The sequence below is a fragment of the Marinomonas fungiae genome, from assembly GCF_001418205.1.
Lineage (GTDB): Bacteria > Pseudomonadota > Gammaproteobacteria > Pseudomonadales > Marinomonadaceae > Marinomonas > Marinomonas fungiae.
The window spans coordinates 46,323-64,105 of record NZ_LIQF01000002.1; the positions used below are offsets into that span (position 1 = coordinate 46,323).

Below are 17,783 nucleotides of genomic sequence, written 5' to 3' on the forward strand. Positions count from 1 at the left end.
CGCTGCCTCTGATGTGCTTACGCCGAAGTTAATGAACATCTTATTTCTGGCATAAAGATGTTTCGTTTTCTGTTATGCTTACCAGTATGAATTAGGGCACAGCCACATTGAGCCAGTAAGCAGAATGGCTCGCATTATATACAACTGTGCAAAAACTTATAACGCGATACAATTTCTCATTGACTGATATCAATCTATGACGCCATTCGACCCGATTTTTCAATCAGCTTACTTTATAAAAAGTGCTGAAAAGCTTTCCCAATGTCCACTTGACCAAGGTCTTGAAGTGGCGTTTGCGGGACGTTCAAACGCAGGTAAATCTACCTCCCTAAACACACTTGCCAACCAGCGTAAGCTGGCACGTACGTCTAAAACACCCGGCCGAACCCAGTTAATTAACTGCTTCGGTTTAAATGTAGACGATCGCCGCCTAGTTGACTTACCTGGTTACGGTTTTGCAAAAGTACCTGTTGCCATGAAAGAGAACTGGCAAGCGCACATGCAAGATTATCTCATGAACCGTCGCTCATTAGTGGGCGTAGTGTTAGTGATGGACATTCGCCATCCTCTTAAAGAGTTCGATGATATGATGCTGGCATGGGCCGCAAACAATAATGTTAAGGTACATGCTTTACTGACCAAGTCGGATAAGCTTAAACGAGGGCCTGCGCAGGCGACTATGTTGAAAGTTAAAAAAGAGATGAAAGCACGTGGTGTGGAAGCCTCGGCGCAGACATTCTCAGGCTTAAATGGCGATGGTGTGGACGAGCTGCGCATTAAGCTAGCTGGCTGGTTGGAACTAGAAAATCCAAATGAGATTCCAGTGAATCTGTAAGGCTTAGGCTTTGATACGAAAAAGGGCTTCTTGATAGAGGCCCTTTTTTATGCGGAAAACTCGTCGCTTATTGCGGCTGCATGTAATGCCTTAAGAAGGCATCAAAGTCCATTTCATCACTGGCTTCGATGTCTGCTTGCTGAGCGATTGATTGCTCTGCCCAAGCTTGGTACTGCTGCTCAAGCTCATGGCTGACTTCTTGCGCAAGCCAAGCTTGCTGCTGTGCTTTGCCAATAGCCAACATAGCTTCTTGATAGCTGCCATATTGCTCACATTGTTTAATCACCTGAGCCGCAGGCAGTGTTTCTAGGTTTTCTAACTTACCTTTTTGTAGCGCCAAACTGTCGGTGTAAGCAAAGTTGCCGGTACGGTCTGTGAGGAACTGAGCGATTTCTTGCATGTGTGTTAACAGCTCGTTTGCTTTTTCGCGCAGTGTAATCGGACCAAATCCGAAGTCAAAACTGTCATCTAACTCACGACCATGGGTAGCAATTTCCTGCTGAGTTTTGCGTAGTTGCTGACATTCCTCTGCACCTAAACGATCGTCACTGTGCAGCATGCAGCACATCAAGAAAGTATCTAAGAAGTACAGCGTTTCAGGCTTCATTCCGATAGGTGATGTTGGATCTAAGTCCATGATACGTACTTCGATGTATTCAACGCCACGTTTTTGCAGCGCAGCACTTGGATGTTCGCCTGATTGAGTAACGCGTTTTGGTCGAATATCACTGTAATACTCGTTTTCGATCTGTAGAATGTTGTGGCTTAACTGCTTGTATTCACCGTCTACTTTAACACCGATTTTTTCGTAAGCTGGGTACGGGGTGCGTAATGCGCCTTTGATGGTATTGATGTAAGTGTCGACTTCGTTGTAGCAAACGAATAAACCATCTTGGGCTTTGTTCTGATAACCAATGTCACTCATGCGTAATGACGTTGCGCTGGGGCCGAACCATGTACGACTGCCTAGCTCAGAAAGCTTGTCTGGTTTGCTCGGTAAGAAACTTACATCGATCGCTGGAGAGGCGCCAAATAGCAGCGACAGAACCCAAGATTTACGGCGGAAGTTGCGAATCAAAGCAAAGTATTGTTGTGACTTAAATTCTTGCAAGGCCTTATCGTTGCTGATATCGGCACCACGAAAATCCGCTAGGAAGGCCCAGAAGCTGTCACTAAAAGAGAAATTGTAATGCATACCGGCGATGCATTGCATAATGCGGCCGTAACGGTTCGACAAGCCCTCGCGGTAAACACGTTTTAGCTTGCCTGAGTTAGACTCCCCGTAGTAGGCAATCGGAACCTCGGCATTATCTTTCAAGGCACAAGGCATACTGCCTGGCCATAAGCACTCATCCATATCGTCTAACACGCGGTTAGTCATTAAGTGAATGTCGCGCAATTCTTGAATAACACCTTCCACCGAGTCATGTACGCCGGTGATGAATTCCATCAAAGCTTCTGAGTAGTCAGTGGTGATGGATGGGTGAGTAAGTGCTGACCCCAAGGCTTTTGGGTGAGGGACTTGTGAAATTTTTCCATCCGTCCGTGAAACACGTAACGCCTCGCGTTCTACACCACGATGAAAGGTAACAGCGGAAAGGTCGCCGCTTTGAATCATGCACTGATCAAGCTTTGTCAGAGCGTCATGTATATTGCGCAACAAGGAGTCATCCTAATTCGGAAAATAAATATGCTTGGATTGTACAAGGCATGTTGGAAGCACAGCAAGAAAAGCATAAAGCAGTTGCGCAAAGATTACAGATTTAACCATCTGTGGCATCATAGAGTATCTATTTGGTTGCCTAGGAATTGAACGTGAAACAATCGTCTTGGATGACTGCCGGCGTTTTAGGCGCTGCATTGCTGGCATTATTAGGTTATAGCGTTTGGCACAATACGGATTTGGGGAGTGGGCCGATTGCCAAGTGTGAACAAGACAGCGGCAAATGCGACAAGAATCTTGGTGCAATATTAAACTTTTCTGAGCCCATTGTGGTCAATAAAGCTCTGATGCTGACACTGACGCTGCCTGAGTCAATGGCGCAGGGAGACTTTTGGCAGGGGCGTTTGGAAGGTCGTGATATGTATATGGGGATAACGCCAGTCACACTTAAAGCGGCTGACCGAAGTAACCAATATCAAGGACAGCTGCGTATCCCTATTTGCACCACTGAGCAGATGGCGTGGCGCTTAATCTTAGAATCCAGTGATGGATCTAAGTCGATATTGATGTATGAATTTATGATGAGTCAACCGTAGGAATGAATATGAGATTAAAACCAGTTGTTTTATTAGCCATGCTGGTGGTTTTAGCCATTGTAGGTACCTTGCTAGCCTTAAAAAAAGCCGAAGGTACAAATAACCATCCGGGTAAAGTCGGTGGGGATTTTACTTTGACGAGTGCGAATGGCCCTGTATCGCTGAGTGATTTTGAAGGTAAAGCTAAGCTAGTGTTCTTTGGTTATACCCATTGTCCAGATGTGTGTCCATTGACCTTGGCGAATGTAAAAGTAGGGTTGAAGCAACTGCCAGAAGCGCTACGTAATCAGGTGCAAACTATCTTTGTCAGTGTCGATCCCAAGCGCGATACCTTTGATCACCTCAGTGAATACGTAAGCTTCTTTGATCCAAGTTTTGTGGGGCTGACTGGCACCAAAGAAGAAGTTGATCGCGTGGTACGTCAGTACGGTGCTTTTTACCGTATCGAAGAGGGTGATGGCAAAAACTACACCGTGAGTCATAGTGCGCGTCTTTATGTGATCGGTAAAGACAACCAAATCAAGCAGTATTTGTACCATGACTCGTCTTCAGAAGAGATTGCCGAGGCAATTAAAAAGCTGCTGGCTGCCAACTAATTCAGGCCCATTAAAAAGGCCGCTGTTCATTCAATGAGCAGCGGCCTTTTTTGTGTTTGCGAGCGAGCAAAGTGCGTTTATAGGCGCATTTCGATGCCAGCCGCTTGCATGGTTTCTTTCGCTTCTTGGATCGAGTATTCGCCAAAGTGGAAGATACTCGCTGCCAAGACTGCGTCCGCTTTACCTTCGGTCACGCCGTCAACTAGGTGCTGTAGATTACCGACGCCACCGGAAGCGATGACAGGCACATGCACCGCTTCACTGATAGCGCGAGTCACGCCAAGGTCGAAACCGTTTTTCATACCGTCACGGTCCATACTGGTTAGTAGAATTTCTCCTGCACCCAGATCGACCATTTTTACCGCCCATTCTACCGCGTCAATGCCCGTTGGTTTACGGCCTCCGTGGGTGAAGATTTCCCAACGATCAGGCTCACCTTCGCCACTGACTTTTTTCGCATCAATCGCCACAACGATACATTGTGAACCAAAACGCTCAGCTGCTTCGCGAACGAAGTCTGGATTAAAGATGGCTGCGGTGTTGATGCTGACTTTGTCCGCGCCTGCGTTTAACATACGGCGAATGTCTTCGCAGGTACGAATGCCACCACCAACAGTCAGTGGAATAAACACCTCTGCTGCAATGGCTTCTACCATGTGTACTGTGGTCTCACGGTCATCAGAGCTGGCTGTGATGTCCAAGAAGGTGATCTCGTCAGCGCCTTGTTCGTTGTAGCGTTTTGCCACTTCAACTGGGTCGCCCGCATCACGGATATCAACGAATTGAACACCCTTTACAACGCGGCCATTGTCCACGTCTAGGCACGGAATAATACGTTTAGCTAATCCCATTTTACTTTCCTATTCAGCGGACTAAGGCTTGCCATCCCAATGGATGAAGTTTTTGTACAGTTGCAAACCGTCTTTGTGGCTTTTCTCTGGGTGAAACTGCACGGCAAATACGTTATCGCGCGCCAAGGCAACGCAGAAGTCGTGACCGTAGTTACAAGTACCCGCGACTTCCTCTTTGTTGCTCGCTACGATGTAGTAGCTGTGTACAAAGTAAAAGCGAGCACCGTCTTCAATGCCTTCCCACAATGGGTGCTTCATGGTTTGCTTCACTTGGTTCCAACCCATGTGTGGCACTTTAAGTTTCGTGCCATCGACATCCTTGTGGTTATTGCCAAAGAATAAAGCATTGCCTTCAAAGTGGTTCAAGCAATCCACACCGCCGTTTTCTTCACTGTGGGCCATCAAGGACTGAATGCCAACACAGATGGCCAAAAATGGCTTTTCCGCCATAGCTTTTTGAATCACTGGAATTAGGCCTTGGGCTTTCATTTCCGCGATACAATCGCGAATAGCACCAACACCTGGTAACAGTACGCGATCCGCCGCGTCGATCACGGCAGGGTCACTACTAACAACGATTTCAGTGTTTTCATCGGCTACGTGCTCAAGGGCTTTGGCAACAGAGTGAAGATTGCCCATACCGTAATCGATGACAGCAACGGTAGACTTAGTTTGTGTACTCATGAGTAGGGGGATCCTATTACAAGCAGCCTTTGGTCGATGGCATTTGTCCTGCCATGCGCTCATCTAGTTCCAAGGCCATACGCAATGCGCGGCCGAATGCTTTAAAGATGGTTTCTGCTTGGTGGTGAGTGTTTTTCCCGCGCAGGTTATCCAAGTGTAAAGTTACCTTTGCATGGTTAATGAAACCGTGGAAAAACTCTGAAAATAAATCTACGTCAAAGCCACCCACTGACCCTCGAGTGAAAGGCACATGCATCTCAAGTCCTGGACGGCCAGAAAAGTCGATCACCACACGAGAAAGGGCTTCATCCAATGGTACATAAGCGTGGCCGTAACGACGGATACCTTTCTTATCCCCGACGGCTTTATCAAATGCTTGGCCAAGGGTGATGCCCAAATCTTCAACCGTATGGTGCGCGTCGATGTGAAGGTCGCCAACAGCATGAATATCAAGGTCTATAAGGCCATGACGGGCTACTTGATCGAGCATGTGATCAAGGAAAGGAACGCCAGTTTCGCAGTTAAATTTACCTGTGCCATCTAGGTTTACAGTCACTTTAATTTGCGTTTCAAGCGTATTGCGTTCGACGGTTGCAATCCGGTTGGACATGTAAGGAGCTCTCCGCTTTAAAATCAGGTTTTCAACCCAGTGAATAAGTTATATGAACATCATTATAAAACGTGCAGGGCTTTGCATCTATGCTTTTCATGCCTATTAGCGTGATCGAAAAAAGCAATTAAGGTGCTATGATTTGATAAGTGATCAAATCCTCTTATTAAAGGGTGGGAATTAATATGGTTTGGGTTAAACGTTTAGGTTTGTTGCTTGCGGCACTCGTAGTACTGATCGTAGCCGCCATTATTTATGTTGTGGTGTTTGTCGATCCTAATCAGTTCAAGGGTGAACTACAAAAAATTGCCAAGGAGAAAGCCAATGTCACCTTGCGAATGGATGGCGATATTGCCTGGTCGATTTATCCGCAAATCGGTTTAAGCCTAGAGAACTTTGGTGTTGCATTAGGCTCAGATCCTGAGCTAATGAGTTTCTCTAAAGCGGAGTTTGGGGTGCAGTTGATGCCCCTGTTTCAACAACGCATCGCGGTGGATACCGTGCGCTTAGTGGATCTAAAGGCTAATTTGAAAGTGGATAAAAACGGCCAACCTAATTGGCAAGTTCAAACCGCTGGTACGACAACGACCTCTGAAGCGCCTGCCACTGAAACTGGTGGTGATAATAGCTTTACCATCCCAGACATTGCTTTAGATGAATTAGCGTTAGTGAATGCGCACATTATTTATGAAGATGAGCGAACTGGTATGCGCTCCGATGTGGTCTCTAATGTCACATTCAATGACGTACGCTTAGACGAAGCTTGGCCGATGAAACTGGATGCCAAAATTACCCAGTCGAATCTAGATGGTTCTAACCCGATGACGGCCGATGTGGATTTTGGCGCAGACTTTACGCTATTTGCTGAGCGTCAAAGTGCATCCTTAGCAAATTTAGCGCTTAATGCTTCCGTTAGTGGGGCGTCGTTACCAGCATCACCTTTGAGTATGAAGATGAATGTGGCGCAACTAGACTTTGATTTGCCACAGGAAAATGCATCCCTTGAAGGTTTGAGTATCAATACCTTAGGCATGAATATCAAAGGCCAGATCAATGCTTTTCAAGTGCTAAGTGCGCCAGAATTTAATGCTGTGTTGGATGTGGCTGAGTTCTCTCCAAAAGAAGTGATGTCGAAACTTAACATAGCATTGCCTGAGATGGCGGATGATTCGGTCTTGCAAAAAGCCAGTTTAAATATTGCTGCGGAAGGCTCAACGGATAGCATCAAAGCTCAGCCGATTTCGATTAACTTTGATGATACTTCTATCGAAGCCAATGCTTTGTTGAATCTATCTCCGCTTAACTGGGACATCGAAATTGCGGGTAAGAATCTCGATGTGGACCGTTACTTGCCGCCTGTTTCAGAAACGGCAGCAAGTAACTCTACAGCAAGCTCGGGATCTAGCGCACAGCAAGCGAATGCGGCGGCGCAAGATTTGATCCCCGTAGACTTGGTTCGCTCCTTGAACGGTCATGTGGGCATTGCCTTTGATAATGTTAAAGTGAAGAACCTACAGCTGGATAAAGTTGAGTTGGATTCCACTCAGACCAACGGCAAAGTGCGTATCGCACCAGCGCAAGTGACCTTGTATGACGGTGTTGCCAAGCTTCAGGCACAATTAGATGTGACGGGCAGTACACCCCGCATCAATGTCTCGCCAAGTATCGACAGCGTTGAGATTTTGCCATTGATGAAAGACTTTATGGCGCTGGAAAAAATTCGTGGTGCCACCAACCTAACGGGTGATCTAAGTACTCGTGGTAACCGTATCGATGACCTGATTGCCAACCTAAACGGTGACCTGTTAGTGAACATTAAAGATGGCGCTTTGATCGGCACTAACTACACCAAAATGGTTTGTAAGGGGATCGCATTAATGCGTACTGAGACGCTGAATGAAGCGGCGTTCCACGCGGACACTCCGTTTGAGACCATGCGTATTCCGGCGAAAATTGTTAATGGGCAAGTGTCCACACCTGGTTTGCGAATGCAGTCGCTTACCTTAGGCGTCACCGGTGATGGTGTGATCTCATTACCGACCAATAGTCTGGACTACAAAACCTATGTGTCTTTAGTGGGCAGTGGCTTAGATGCAAGCTGTGCAGTGAATGAAGATGTGGCGAATGTGCAGTTCCCAATTGTCTGTAAGGGGAATTTCATGGATGATGCGGCAGGCTTATGTCGACCAGATGTCAAAGGCTTTGTGAAGGCCTTTGCAGACAAAGAGCTAGACCAAGCGAAAGCCGCGGCCCAAGCTAAGCTGGATGCAGAAAAAGCCCGTGCACAGGAAAAACTTGATGCGGAGAAAGCTCGTGCTCAAGAAAAACTGGACGCAGAAAAAGCGCGTTTAGAGGAGAAGAAGGACGAGGCGAAGCAGGAGCTACAGGACAAGCTTAAAAGCAAACTCAATAATATATTTAATTAACGGCAGTAAATGATCCCGAAACAAAACTTTGCGCCCCGTGTGCTGGATTGGTTTGACCAGCACGGGCGCAAACACCTACCTTGGCAGCAAAACAAAACCCCTTATCGTGTTTGGATCTCTGAAATCATGTTACAGCAGACCCAAGTGACGACTGTTATTCCCTACTATGAGCGCTTTATGCAGTCCTTTCCGGATGTGTTTGCTCTCGCCAATGCACCGCAAGACGACGTGTTGTCCCATTGGAGTGGTTTAGGGTATTACGCCCGTGCTCGTAATATGCATAAAGCAGCACAGAAACTGGTGGACGATTGGCAAGGGGAGTTTCCCCTAAGCCAAGAAGGTGTCTGTGAATTGCCCGGTATTGGTCGTTCCACAGCCGCAGCGATCTTATCAATTTCTCGCAATGAATCTTTGGCAATTTTAGATGGCAATGTCAAACGAGTTCTCGCACGCTATCATGCGGTGCCCACTTGGCCTGGTGAGCGTAAAACCGAGGCGGCGATGTGGGAGCTGGCGGAAACTTATATGCCACAGGAACGCTGTGGTGATTACACGCAAGCAATGATGGACTTAGGGGCGACCCTCTGTACTCGCTCCAAGCCACGTTGTGGTGAGTGCCCACTGCAAGCAGATTGTGAAGGGTTTGCAACCGGCACGCCAACGGAGTTTCCAAAGTCAAAACCTAAGCAAGCTGCGAAGCCAGTTAAAGCGACGCAAATGCTTGTGCTACGCGAAGGCAATCGGGTGTTGTTGGAAAAACGTCCAGCGACAGGTATCTGGGGGGGCTTGTGGAGCTTACCGGAAGTGGCGCAAGAAGAGGATATCGTGCAGGCCGCGGAGCAGCGTTTAGGTGTCAATGTAAACCATGTCATTAGCCTGTCACCGTTTCGTCATACCTTTAGTCACTATCATTTGGACATATTGCCGTCTGAATTAGCGGTTGTGAGCACTCCTGTGGTAGCGGAGCAAACTAAGTATCAGTGGTTTGAGATGGAAAAAGCTTTGGCACTTGGTCTTCCTGCTCCGGTACGTACTTTGCTGGAAACCCATGAAGAAAGACGGCAGTTGATCTAAGCCCTTGAACGGATGATCGAAGAGTAAAGGATAGGCGTATGTTTCTGACGATTTTCTGGAAGTTTCTGTTATTAGGTTGTACCAGCTTTGGTGGCCCCGCAGCGCATATTGGCTACTTTAGAAAAGAGTTCGTAGAGCGTTTAGGGTGGGCATCGGAAACAGAATACGCTCAGTGGGTTGCGCTCAGTCAGATTATGCCTGGCCCTGGGTCTAGCCAAGTTGGCTTCGCTTTAGGGTACCATCGTGGCGGTATTGTCGGTGCTATTGCGGCGTTTATCGGGTTTACCTTACCGTCCGTTGTTTTGATGTGTGTGTTTGCCACGTTGGGCAGCCAGTTTTCTGAATACAGTGCTTTTATTGGGATTCTGGGCGCATTAAAACTGATGGCGGTAGTGGTCATTCTGGATGCAATCTGGGGCATGGGGAGTTCTTTTTGCCAATCCTACCGTACTCGCCTGATTGCGATCCTTAGTATGCTTTTTATGCTGCTTTGGCCATTGGGTTTAGGTAGTTTGCTGCTGATTATCTTAGCCGGTGTCGCTGGTGCGCTATGGTTGGGCGAGACTCAGGGCAAAGTGTTTACGGGACGAATGTCTGCAAAGGTTGCTTATCTAGCGTTAGGCCTTTTCAGCATATTGTTTATCGTCACTGCGCTGATTCATGGCAGTGGTTGGCTTGCTCTAGCAGCGGAGCTTTTTCAAGCAGGCAGTCTAGTGTTTGGTGGTGGTCATGTAGTATTGCCGCTGATGTCTGAGCAGTTAGCTGACTTGGTGTCGACAACAAATCTTTTAACAGGTTACGCGGCAGCACAGGCAGTCCCCGGTCCAATGTTTACCTTAGCGAGCTATCTCGGAGCAGTCTCAGCACCAGACGGACAAATGCTGGCTTGGGCGTTGTTGGCGACCTTGGCGATCTTTTTACCCGGCTTATTGTTAATGTTGGTGGGACAGCATTTCTGGCAAGGTCTGTCACATTATTCACGTTTACAAGGTGCCGTAGCCGCCATTAATGCTGCGGTAGTGGGCTTATTAATCGCCACTTTGTTGTTCCCTATTTTACCCAGTAGTGTGGGGAGTGTATGGCAAGCGCTTATCGTGGTTGTAGCGTTTGTTTGGTTACGTTGGCAGAAACCGGCAATTTGGCAACTAGTTGCTGTATTTGTGCTAGGTGGTTTGGTGACTGCGTTGTTCTAATGGCTTGAAACCTGTAACGTTGGCGCCATAAAGAACCTATACGAACGAATTATTGAGAGATCAGCATGGCGAACACTGTATTCTGTAAAAAATTCCAGAAAGAGATGGAAGGCTTAGAGCGCGCACCTCTTCCTGGTGCGAAAGGGCAAGAAATCCTAGAGAACGTTTCCAAGCAAGCGTGGCAAGAGTGGCAGGCGCTACAAACTATGATTATCAATGAGAAGCATCTGAATTTGATGCAACCTGACACACGTAAATACCTGTTAGAGCAAATGGATAAATTCTTCAACAATGAAGAAACGGATCGCCTGCAGGGCTATGTCGATCCAAACGATATTCAAGAGCTTTAAGCAACAGCTCTAATCTAGATAAAAAAACGCCGCTAGCAGGTTGTATGCTAGCGGCGTTTTTTTGAATTCTCCCCGATCTAATCGGGTTCGTATGAGTAAGTTACTGCGTCACGAAACTGGCAAATAACACATCCATGACAGGCTCGGTGCCAGTCTCTTCTTTGAGTGCCGAGTTAATAGCGACTTTGGCTTCTTCACGGGTTTGCTCACGAGCAATCGCTCCGGTAACTTGCTCTTGAGTTCGAGCGCTTAAGAACATCACCACTGCATCACGGATTAGAGGCATGTTCGCTAAAATAATACCTTCGCGAGCGCTATCTGTACGTAAGCTGATTTTGGTTTTTATGTAGTGTAAACGTGGACCTGAAGCGTTGTAGTTCACTATAAAATCAGGAGTTAACTCAATATAACTTGGCACCACTGGGGCGGCTTCGTCTTCAGCAAACGCAGGATGGGCCAAAAAGGCCATTAAACAGGTTAACACGATTAATAAGCGCTGCTTGCCTAGCTGCGTGATGTGCTTCATAGTTCCTCTCTCGAATTCACGTCATTACTCGTTATACTACTTTGCAACAAGTATCGATGCAGTAGTTCGTTGCACTTTCTCTTTATTCTACTGTCTAGATTTTCACTGGTCACTGTTAAGTATCGATAAAAGGATCTTTTCTCTATGGTTGCGCTGTTTACCGCTCGTCGTTTCCACCTCGTTGTTGCTTTTGTAGCGTTCGCGTTGTTAGGCGTGGCGTTTTACATGGAATATCAAATGGGCTTAGAGCCTTGTCCATTATGCATGCTGCAACGCATTGCGTTCTTCTTGATCGGGGTCGTGTCGCTTATCTCTGCATGTGGGCGACAAGTTTCTTGGCATCGCAAATTGGCTTGGCCAATCATTGTTTTATCTTTGCTAGGGGCGGGCTTAGCAATACGACATCTATATTTGCAAAGCCTGCCTATGGATGAGCTGCCAGCATGTTTACCTGGTTTAAGCTACATGTTTGAAGTGTTCCCGTGGCAGGAAATCATGCAGGCCATGATTATGGGGACGGGGGAGTGCGGCGATGTGTTGTGGACTTTCCTTGGTCTGAGCATTCCGGGGTGGACGTTAGTGGCGTTTGTTGTTATGGCTGTAGTGAATCTGGCCATTGCTTTGAAAACTAAATGACAAGCCCTTTTGATGTTGGTTACACAAAGGTTGTAGTTGTTAACAAAAGCTTCTTACCTCTGTCTTGCAGGGGCCGTTAGATCGGAATATGCTAAAAATGTATAACACGGGTAAAGCAAGTACACACGGATTGAATGGGTGCGCATTAACGCACTGACCACCATCAAAAGAAGAACGTAGTCAGGAGACATGTCATGTTAGAACGTTGTAAAACTGCGCAAGAGCGATGGGGTGGGGTTCATGAAATCATTGACCGCTGGTTAAAGCATCGTAAGGCATTAGTGGAAGCCTTTGTTGCCTTACGTGAGGTTGGTGAATACACACCTACGGACACTCCAAAAGTACAGGTATTTTGTGAAATGCTAGTTGATTATGTATCTACTGGGCATTTTGAAGTTTATGAGCAATTAGCGCTCGAAGCGAAAGAGTTTCATGATGATAGCGCGTTGGCATGTCTACACAAGCTGATGCCTGAGCTGTCTACCAATACTAGTATTGTGTTGGAATTCAATGATAAGTATGACTCCAAAGAGCACTGTAATAAGCAACTCACCGATCTACCATTTGCATTGCAGGCACTAGGCGTCTTAATGGAAGAACGATTTGCCTATGAGGATCAGCTCATTGAGGAACTGCATGAGGCTCACAGCGAGCAAAGTGCTTAGCCGTTTAATATTAGCAGTGGCATCCATTGCCCTGCTAAATGCGTGTTCGGCTGACGACCCAGTGACGACCAGCCCGATGGCGGTGCAAGGGTTATATTCGGCGGCATTAAGTGATAATGGCTCGGGATCTCTGATTGGCTCGATCCAGCATGGCGGCAGTTTTTGGAAGAATACACCGTCACAGAGGCTCTATAACTGGAATCACGCAGCGGGCGAAGCAACGCCTCTGATTGCAGTCGATATCGACCCTAGTGGTGACTTTGCTGCTACGGGTGGCGCTCGTACCATGGTGCTTTGGAGTACCATAACGGGTCAGTCACTCGGGTTTTGGAATACCCCCGGTGATGTCAAATCTCTCAAACTGACTCGCAATGGCGACTTTGCCTTAGTGGGTATGGATGATCAAACCGCACGTTATTTTGATATCAAGAATGGCGGTATCCGCCAAACCTTGCGCACAGGTGCGATTGTGCGCTCTGTAGATGTCACTCCTGATGGCCGATATGGTTTGACTGGCGATGATTTGTACCAAGTGATTCTTTGGGATTTAAACACTGGCGAAATCAAACAGCGCTGGCAGCTGGATAATAATGTCTCAACCGTCAAACTCTCTAATGATGGCGCCTATGTGTTTGCAGCGGCGCAATTGGGGGATGCTAAAGTGTGGTCTAGCTTAACTGGCGCCGAAGTCAGTCGTATTGATACTGGGGCATTGCAGTCGCGCAATGTCACCATTAGCCAAGCCGTCTTTTCTAACTCCAATCGCTTGCTGTTGCTAGGACAGCAGAATCGTAGAGTAAATCTTGTCGAAGTAATGAGTGGTAATGTCACGCGTTCTTGGGACATGCATCTTAAGGATACGCTACGGCCTACTGGTGCTGCAGTCTTAGCGTTAGCTTTCGGTGCTGGCAATACCTACTACGCCATTGGCAGCAATGGTTACTTGAATGTCTTTCAATAAGTCTTGATTTCACTATGCACTTTTCTTCAATACAACGACGCTGGGGCGCAATTGCCTGCCTTCAAGCATTTATCTCTGTGGCTGCGGGGGCATTTGGTGCTCACGGTTTAAAACATATGGTGGCGGCGCAAAATCTAGAATGGTGGCAAACCGCTTGCCAATATCTGATGTACCACAGTCTCGGAAGTGTTTTGGCCGTTCTGCTGGCCTCGATCAGCGTCAAATTTCTTTGGTCTGCACGATTATTTACGTTTGGTAATCTATTGTTTGCGGGCTCATTGGCGGTGATGACGATGACCGATATTCGTGTACTGGGTGCAGTGACACCGATTGGCGGTGTTTTGTATTTGGCTGGCTGGTTGATGATGCTGAAAAGCTTTTTGCAAAGCTCTAAGAATGTGGTGAATTAACAGACATTTTTATTCGATTTTAGTACCATACGCGCCTAATTTTGAATTTGAGACTGGCAACTCCATGCAAGACGAACAAAACCCAATAAATCCAGACGTGAAACATCGCCGAATCCGCAGCTTCGTCGTACGAGGTGGTCGTATGACAGAAGGCCAACAGAAAGCCTACGACGCCAACTGGGACGTATATGGTTTGGAAGTTGCTGATGGCCGAATTTCCTACGAAGAAGTGTTTGGACGCACTGCTGAGGTGGTGCTTGAAGTAGGCTTTGGTATGGGCGCGTCCTTGGTTGAAATGGCCAAAAATGCTCCGGAAAAAGACTTCATCGGTATTGAAGTTCATCCGCCAGGTGTGGCCAAGTTGATGATGTTGGCACAAGAAGCGGGCATTAAAAACATTCGTGTTTACTGCCACGATGCGATTGAAGTAATGGCCGATTGCTTACCGCAGGGACAAGCTTCTACCTTCCAATTATTCTTTCCAGATCCTTGGCATAAGAAAAAGCACAATAAGCGCCGTATCGTACAGCCGTTGTTTGCTCAGCAGGTAGCGAACGTACTGAAAGCGGGTGGCAGCTTCCATATGGCGACCGACTGGGAACCCTATGCAGAGCACATGATGGAAGTAATGGAAGTGCAAGAAAACTACGAAAATGCGGCTGGAAAAGGTAATTACCATCCACGTCCAGAGTGGCGTCCATTAACCAAGTTTGAACAGCGCGGTGAGCGTTTAGGGCATGGGGTTTGGGATCTGATTTACACTAAAGTAAGTCAATAAAACCCGCTTAATTAAATAAATACCAAAAAAAACCGACGTTTAATCGTCGGTTTTTTTATGATTGATCACACGATTAAGCTTTGATTTCAGCGGACTCGCGTGAATTACCTGCATCGAAGTACTCTTGGAACGCTTTTGGTGTGCGGCCACGACCACTCCACTCAACCGTTTCACCATTCCATTCGATACGGTATTTTGGCAGTACAGTTTTACCTTTAGTTGGGTTTGAACGAACACCGCTTAGAGCTGCGATCTCTTCTAGCGTTAAACCACTGGCTTCAATCATTTTCGCGATATCTGAAGCTTGACGAGCTTTCTCTTCAATCGCTGCTTGGCGAGCCTGTTCGTCTTCTTGCATTTTAACCAGGGCATTGTTTAAACCTTCGATTAGGTTTTCTAGTTGTGCGATGGTTAGGTCTTTTGCCGCGGCACGTGCTTTGGCTTTGTTTCCTGCTAGCTCTGCTAGTAAGCTCATGATTTCCCCTAATTATCTGAAACGCATTTAATTAACGCGAACACAGAACAGAAATCCATCCAAAACTGTGTTTCTCTTTGTTTACCTAAACAGGTAAGCTTAATTCCAAAAACTTACCCAAACTCTGAATGACTAAGAATAGCATTCATTTAACTAATTTAAATCAGTGCGGATCAAAAATTTAATAAAAACCCTCTTTATAAGCAAAATTATCTTAAGCTTTTAGTAAATATTATGGCGGCTTTTTTGAATACTATGTTAATGGCGTTGGCCAAAGAATACTCAATATCTGAAATCACAGTAAAAAATATCATCGATCTCTTTGAAGAAGGGGCAACGGTTCCCTTTGTTGCTCGTTATCGAAAAGAGGTAACTGGCGCTATGTTAGATGAGCAACTGCGTAGCTTTCATACACGTTGGCAGTATTTAGTAGAGTTAGAAAAACGTCGCGTTGCAATAATAGAGTTATTAAAAGAGCTCCCTGATATTCCGCAGTCGATTTTTGCTTCGATTAATCAGGCAAAAAGTAAGACTGAATTAGAAGACATTTATGCACCTTTTAAGAAAACTCGAAAAAGCAAAGCCGACCTTGCAACAGACCTAGGGCTGCTGCCATTTTCCATTGCGCTTTGGCAAGATGGGGAAGCTCAGAGTCAAAAGCACTTTCTGGCGTTAAAAACAGGCTTTAGTGAGCCTGTTAGCTATGATGCAGCATTGGCTGGAGCCGCTGATATAATTATTGAGCGTTTAGCGCAAAATATTATTACTTTGCAGCAAGCGAAATTATGTCTACAGCAGGAAGGTATTCTTGTTAGTCGAGTATTGCGTGGTAAAAAGGAAGCCGCGGAGAAATTCCAAGACTACTTTGACTACCAAGAACCGGTTAGAAAATGTCCACCCCATCGTTTATTGGCGTTGTTTAGGGGAAAAAAAGAAGGCTTATTAAAACTCTCTATTGAGCTAGAAGGTGGTCTTCCCTATGCATTGCATAATGCAATATATGTCACCCCGTTAGGTTTCCCCGAAGTAAAAGAGCGCACGCCCAGCAGGGAGAAGTTGGTTTGGCTTGAAAAGGCTTGGCACGAAAAAATCTTAGCTAAATTAGAAACGGATTTGCTTAGTGAATTAAAAGACTTTGCAGAATTCTCGGCAATCGAAGTATTTCAAGCAAATTTAAAAGATCTATTAATGGCCGCTCCTGCCGGCGCAAAAAGAACATTAGCCCTAGATCCTGGCTTTCGTAATGGGGTGAAATGGGCTGCCGTAGATGAATACGGGCAATTATTGGATAACGGTGTAATTTATCCGCACCCGCCACAAAATAAGTCCATGGAAGCGGAGGCGATATTAGCTAAGACCATTCAGCGACTGAAAATTGATTGGCTGGTGATTGGCAATGGCACGGCTTCCCGTGAAACGGAGACCTTTGCTAAACAAATGATTAAACAGCATCAGCTGAATTGCCGCTGTGTGATCGTTTCGGAAGCGGGAGCCTCGGTTTATTCCGCCTCGCCTGTCGCGATTGAAGAGTTCCCTGACTTAGACGTCACTATTCGTGGTGCAGTCTCCATCGCGCGACGTTTCCAAGACCCTTTGGCGGAGTTGGTTAAGATCGATCCACAAGCCATTGGTGTGGGGCAATACCAACACGATGTCAAAACTAATCGCCTGAGCGATGCCTTAGCGGCAGTGGTGGAAGACTGTGTAAACGCAGTTGGGGTGGATTTAAACCTCGCTTCGGTTTCTTTGTTGACGTATGTCTCTGGGTTAACACAGCGCCTGGCCCAGAACATTGTTGCCCTTCGTGAAGAACTTGGGGGGTTCTCCAATCGTAAGCAACTGAAAAAAGTCAAAGGGATTGGCGATAAAGCATTTGAGCAATGTGCTGGCTTTTTACGCATCCGAGGTGGTGATGAGCCATTGGATGCGTCCGCAGTGCATCCTGAGTCCTATGGGCTGGTTAAAGAAATGGCACATTCAGTGAAGCAAAACATCTCACACCTGATTGGCAACCCTGCTGCTTTAGCCATGCTGAAATCGGCTGCTTTAGCCAACGCTGAGAATAACTTCACGATACAAGATATCCTGCAAGAGTTGGCGAAGCCTGGTCGCGATCCAAGGCCTGAGTTTAAATATGCCAGTTTCGACGAGGCCATCAGTAGTATTCAAGACCTGCAAGAAGGGATGACTTTGGAAGGCGTGGTCACCAACGTGGCGGCGTTTGGCGCCTTTGTTGATCTTGGTGTCCATCAGGATGGCTTGATTCATATTTCGCAGTTAGCAGACCGCTTTGTTAAAGACCCACGGGATGAAGTGCGAGTAGGGGAAGTGGTCAAAGTGAAAGTCATGGAAGTGGATGTGAAGCGCAAACGCATTGGTTTAAAACGTCTGAAATAAAAGCGTGTTTGTGCTAGGTAAGTAGTGTAAAAGGGATCTGACCCCTAGAGGCAGAAC

The 17,783-nt window shown here is 46.6% G+C and carries 19 protein-coding genes; 13 read left to right on the forward strand and 6 right to left on the reverse strand.

Annotated elements, in window-relative coordinates:
- The first annotated feature begins 196 nt into the window (after nt 1-196).
- Nucleotides 197-835: a ribosome biogenesis GTP-binding protein YihA/YsxC gene (gene yihA / locus ASC49_RS02725; RefSeq protein WP_055461684.1), complete on the forward strand. Its 639-nt coding sequence runs from the start codon at nt 197-199 to the stop codon at nt 833-835.
- Between the two features lie 67 nt (nt 836-902).
- Here yihA and gshA read toward each other — a convergent pair whose 3' ends face one another.
- On the reverse strand, nt 903-2,498 hold the full coding sequence (gene gshA, locus ASC49_RS02730) for a glutamate--cysteine ligase (RefSeq protein WP_245624619.1): 1,596 nt from the start codon (nt 2,496-2,498) through the stop codon (nt 903-905).
- A 152-nt stretch (nt 2,499-2,650) separates the two neighbouring features.
- Between gshA and ASC49_RS02735 the strand changes: the two genes are divergently transcribed.
- The gene (locus ASC49_RS02735) at nt 2,651-3,094 is read left to right on the forward strand and encodes a hypothetical protein (RefSeq protein WP_055461685.1); all 444 of its coding nucleotides are present in this window, start codon (nt 2,651-2,653) and stop codon (nt 3,092-3,094) included.
- 8 nt (nt 3,095-3,102) lie between these two features.
- A complete protein-coding gene (locus ASC49_RS02740; RefSeq protein WP_245624620.1) occupies nt 3,103-3,690 on the forward strand; it encodes an SCO family protein in 588 nt (195 codons plus the stop codon).
- A 77-nt stretch (nt 3,691-3,767) separates the two neighbouring features.
- Here the strand turns inward: ASC49_RS02740 and hisF are convergent, their stop codons facing one another.
- From hisF to hisB, 3 genes are read right to left on the reverse strand one after another with little or no spacing between them, the layout of a single operon-like run.
- Nucleotides 3,768-4,541 carry an imidazole glycerol phosphate synthase subunit HisF gene (gene hisF / locus ASC49_RS02745; protein ID WP_055461687.1) on the reverse strand — a complete coding sequence of 258 codons (774 nt, stop codon included), beginning with the start codon at nt 4,539-4,541 and terminating at the stop codon, nt 3,768-3,770.
- A gap of 21 nt (nt 4,542-4,562) precedes the next feature.
- Entirely contained in the window at nt 4,563-5,225 is a 663-nt protein-coding gene (gene hisH / locus ASC49_RS02750) for an imidazole glycerol phosphate synthase subunit HisH (protein WP_055461688.1), read from the reverse strand.
- A 16-nt stretch (nt 5,226-5,241) separates the two neighbouring features.
- Nucleotides 5,242-5,835, reverse strand: a complete 594-nt coding sequence (gene hisB, locus ASC49_RS02755; RefSeq protein ID WP_055461689.1) for an imidazoleglycerol-phosphate dehydratase HisB — start codon at nt 5,833-5,835, stop codon at nt 5,242-5,244.
- A 185-nt stretch (nt 5,836-6,020) separates the two neighbouring features.
- Between hisB and ASC49_RS02760 the strand changes: the two genes are divergently transcribed.
- From ASC49_RS02760 to ASC49_RS02775, 4 genes are all read left to right on the forward strand, one after another.
- Nucleotides 6,021-8,261 (forward strand): AsmA family protein, encoded by a 2,241-nt coding sequence (locus ASC49_RS02760; RefSeq protein ID WP_055461690.1) that lies wholly within the window; start codon nt 6,021-6,023, stop codon nt 8,259-8,261.
- A 9-nt stretch (nt 8,262-8,270) separates the two neighbouring features.
- Nucleotides 8,271-9,335 carry an A/G-specific adenine glycosylase gene (gene mutY / locus ASC49_RS02765; RefSeq protein WP_055461691.1) on the forward strand — a complete coding sequence of 355 codons (1,065 nt, stop codon included), beginning with the start codon at nt 8,271-8,273 and terminating at the stop codon, nt 9,333-9,335.
- A 38-nt stretch (nt 9,336-9,373) separates the two neighbouring features.
- Nucleotides 9,374-10,528, forward strand: coding sequence for a chromate efflux transporter (chrA, locus tag ASC49_RS02770; RefSeq protein WP_055461692.1), 1,155 nt, complete (start codon nt 9,374-9,376; stop codon nt 10,526-10,528).
- A 65-nt stretch (nt 10,529-10,593) separates the two neighbouring features.
- Nucleotides 10,594-10,878, forward strand: coding sequence for an oxidative damage protection protein (locus ASC49_RS02775; RefSeq protein ID WP_055461693.1), 285 nt, complete (start codon nt 10,594-10,596; stop codon nt 10,876-10,878).
- Nucleotides 10,879-10,978: 100 nt separating this feature from the next.
- Here the strand turns inward: ASC49_RS02775 and ASC49_RS02780 are convergent, their stop codons facing one another.
- Nucleotides 10,979-11,404 carry a flagellar basal body-associated FliL family protein gene (locus ASC49_RS02780; protein WP_055461694.1) on the reverse strand — a complete coding sequence of 142 codons (426 nt, stop codon included), beginning with the start codon at nt 11,402-11,404 and terminating at the stop codon, nt 10,979-10,981.
- 144 nt (nt 11,405-11,548) lie between these two features.
- Here ASC49_RS02780 and ASC49_RS02785 point away from each other — a divergent pair, with 144 nt between their 5' ends.
- From ASC49_RS02785 to trmB, 5 genes are all read left to right on the forward strand, one after another.
- The gene (locus ASC49_RS02785; protein ID WP_055461695.1) at nt 11,549-12,040 is read left to right on the forward strand and encodes a disulfide bond formation protein B; all 492 of its coding nucleotides are present in this window, start codon (nt 11,549-11,551) and stop codon (nt 12,038-12,040) included.
- A 194-nt stretch (nt 12,041-12,234) separates the two neighbouring features.
- On the forward strand, nt 12,235-12,705 hold the full coding sequence (locus ASC49_RS02790) for an Rsd/AlgQ family anti-sigma factor (protein ID WP_055461696.1): 471 nt from the start codon (nt 12,235-12,237) through the stop codon (nt 12,703-12,705).
- Nucleotides 12,677-13,666 carry a WD40 repeat domain-containing protein gene (locus ASC49_RS02795; protein ID WP_055461697.1) on the forward strand — a complete coding sequence of 330 codons (990 nt, stop codon included), beginning with the start codon at nt 12,677-12,679 and terminating at the stop codon, nt 13,664-13,666. The genes ASC49_RS02790 and ASC49_RS02795 overlap by 29 nt, the downstream gene beginning before the upstream one ends.
- A gap of 14 nt (nt 13,667-13,680) precedes the next feature.
- Nucleotides 13,681-14,076, forward strand: coding sequence for a DUF423 domain-containing protein (locus ASC49_RS02800; RefSeq protein ID WP_055461698.1), 396 nt, complete (start codon nt 13,681-13,683; stop codon nt 14,074-14,076).
- Nucleotides 14,077-14,140: 64 nt separating this feature from the next.
- On the forward strand, nt 14,141-14,854 hold the full coding sequence (gene trmB / locus ASC49_RS02805; protein ID WP_055461699.1) for a tRNA (guanosine(46)-N7)-methyltransferase TrmB: 714 nt from the start codon (nt 14,141-14,143) through the stop codon (nt 14,852-14,854).
- Nucleotides 14,855-14,927: 73 nt separating this feature from the next.
- On the opposite strand, the gene ASC49_RS02810 is transcribed toward trmB, so the two are convergent.
- Nucleotides 14,928-15,329 (reverse strand): H-NS histone family protein, encoded by a 402-nt coding sequence (locus ASC49_RS02810; RefSeq protein ID WP_055461700.1) that lies wholly within the window; start codon nt 15,327-15,329, stop codon nt 14,928-14,930.
- Between the two features lie 255 nt (nt 15,330-15,584).
- On the opposite strand from ASC49_RS02810, the gene ASC49_RS02815 reads away from it, so the two are divergent.
- Entirely contained in the window at nt 15,585-17,726 is a 2,142-nt protein-coding gene (locus ASC49_RS02815; RefSeq protein ID WP_245624638.1) for a helix-hairpin-helix domain-containing protein, read from the forward strand.
- The last annotated feature ends 57 nt before the right edge of the window (nt 17,727-17,783 follow it).

Bases quoted from the DNA above. Each gene is read 5' to 3' on its own strand.
- ASC49_RS02815 (WP_245624638.1), top strand. From the start codon at position 15,585: ATGTTAATGGCGTTGGCCAAAGAATACTCAATATCTGAAATCACAGTA.
- ASC49_RS02760 (WP_055461690.1), top strand. From the start codon at position 6,021: ATGGTTTGGGTTAAACGTTTAGGTTTGTTGCTTGCGGCACTCGTAGTA.
- mutY (WP_055461691.1), top strand. From the start codon at position 8,271: ATGATCCCGAAACAAAACTTTGCGCCCCGTGTGCTGGATTGGTTTGAC.
- ASC49_RS02785 (WP_055461695.1), top strand. From the start codon at position 11,549: ATGGTTGCGCTGTTTACCGCTCGTCGTTTCCACCTCGTTGTTGCTTTT.
- ASC49_RS02740 (WP_245624620.1), top strand. From the start codon at position 3,103: ATGAGATTAAAACCAGTTGTTTTATTAGCCATGCTGGTGGTTTTAGCC.
- ASC49_RS02795 (WP_055461697.1), top strand. From the start codon at position 12,677: ATGAGGCTCACAGCGAGCAAAGTGCTTAGCCGTTTAATATTAGCAGTG.
- ASC49_RS02780 (WP_055461694.1), bottom strand. From the start codon at position 11,404: ATGAAGCACATCACGCAGCTAGGCAAGCAGCGCTTATTAATCGTGTTA.
- chrA (WP_055461692.1), top strand. From the start codon at position 9,374: ATGTTTCTGACGATTTTCTGGAAGTTTCTGTTATTAGGTTGTACCAGC.
- ASC49_RS02810 (WP_055461700.1), bottom strand. From the start codon at position 15,329: ATGAGCTTACTAGCAGAGCTAGCAGGAAACAAAGCCAAAGCACGTGCC.
- yihA (WP_055461684.1), top strand. From the start codon at position 197: ATGACGCCATTCGACCCGATTTTTCAATCAGCTTACTTTATAAAAAGT.
- ASC49_RS02775 (WP_055461693.1), top strand. From the start codon at position 10,594: ATGGCGAACACTGTATTCTGTAAAAAATTCCAGAAAGAGATGGAAGGC.
- ASC49_RS02800 (WP_055461698.1), top strand. From the start codon at position 13,681: ATGCACTTTTCTTCAATACAACGACGCTGGGGCGCAATTGCCTGCCTT.
- hisF (WP_055461687.1), bottom strand. From the start codon at position 4,541: ATGGGATTAGCTAAACGTATTATTCCGTGCCTAGACGTGGACAATGGC.
- hisB (WP_055461689.1), bottom strand. From the start codon at position 5,835: ATGTCCAACCGGATTGCAACCGTCGAACGCAATACGCTTGAAACGCAA.
- ASC49_RS02790 (WP_055461696.1), top strand. From the start codon at position 12,235: ATGTTAGAACGTTGTAAAACTGCGCAAGAGCGATGGGGTGGGGTTCAT.
- hisH (WP_055461688.1), bottom strand. From the start codon at position 5,225: ATGAGTACACAAACTAAGTCTACCGTTGCTGTCATCGATTACGGTATG.
- trmB (WP_055461699.1), top strand. From the start codon at position 14,141: ATGCAAGACGAACAAAACCCAATAAATCCAGACGTGAAACATCGCCGA.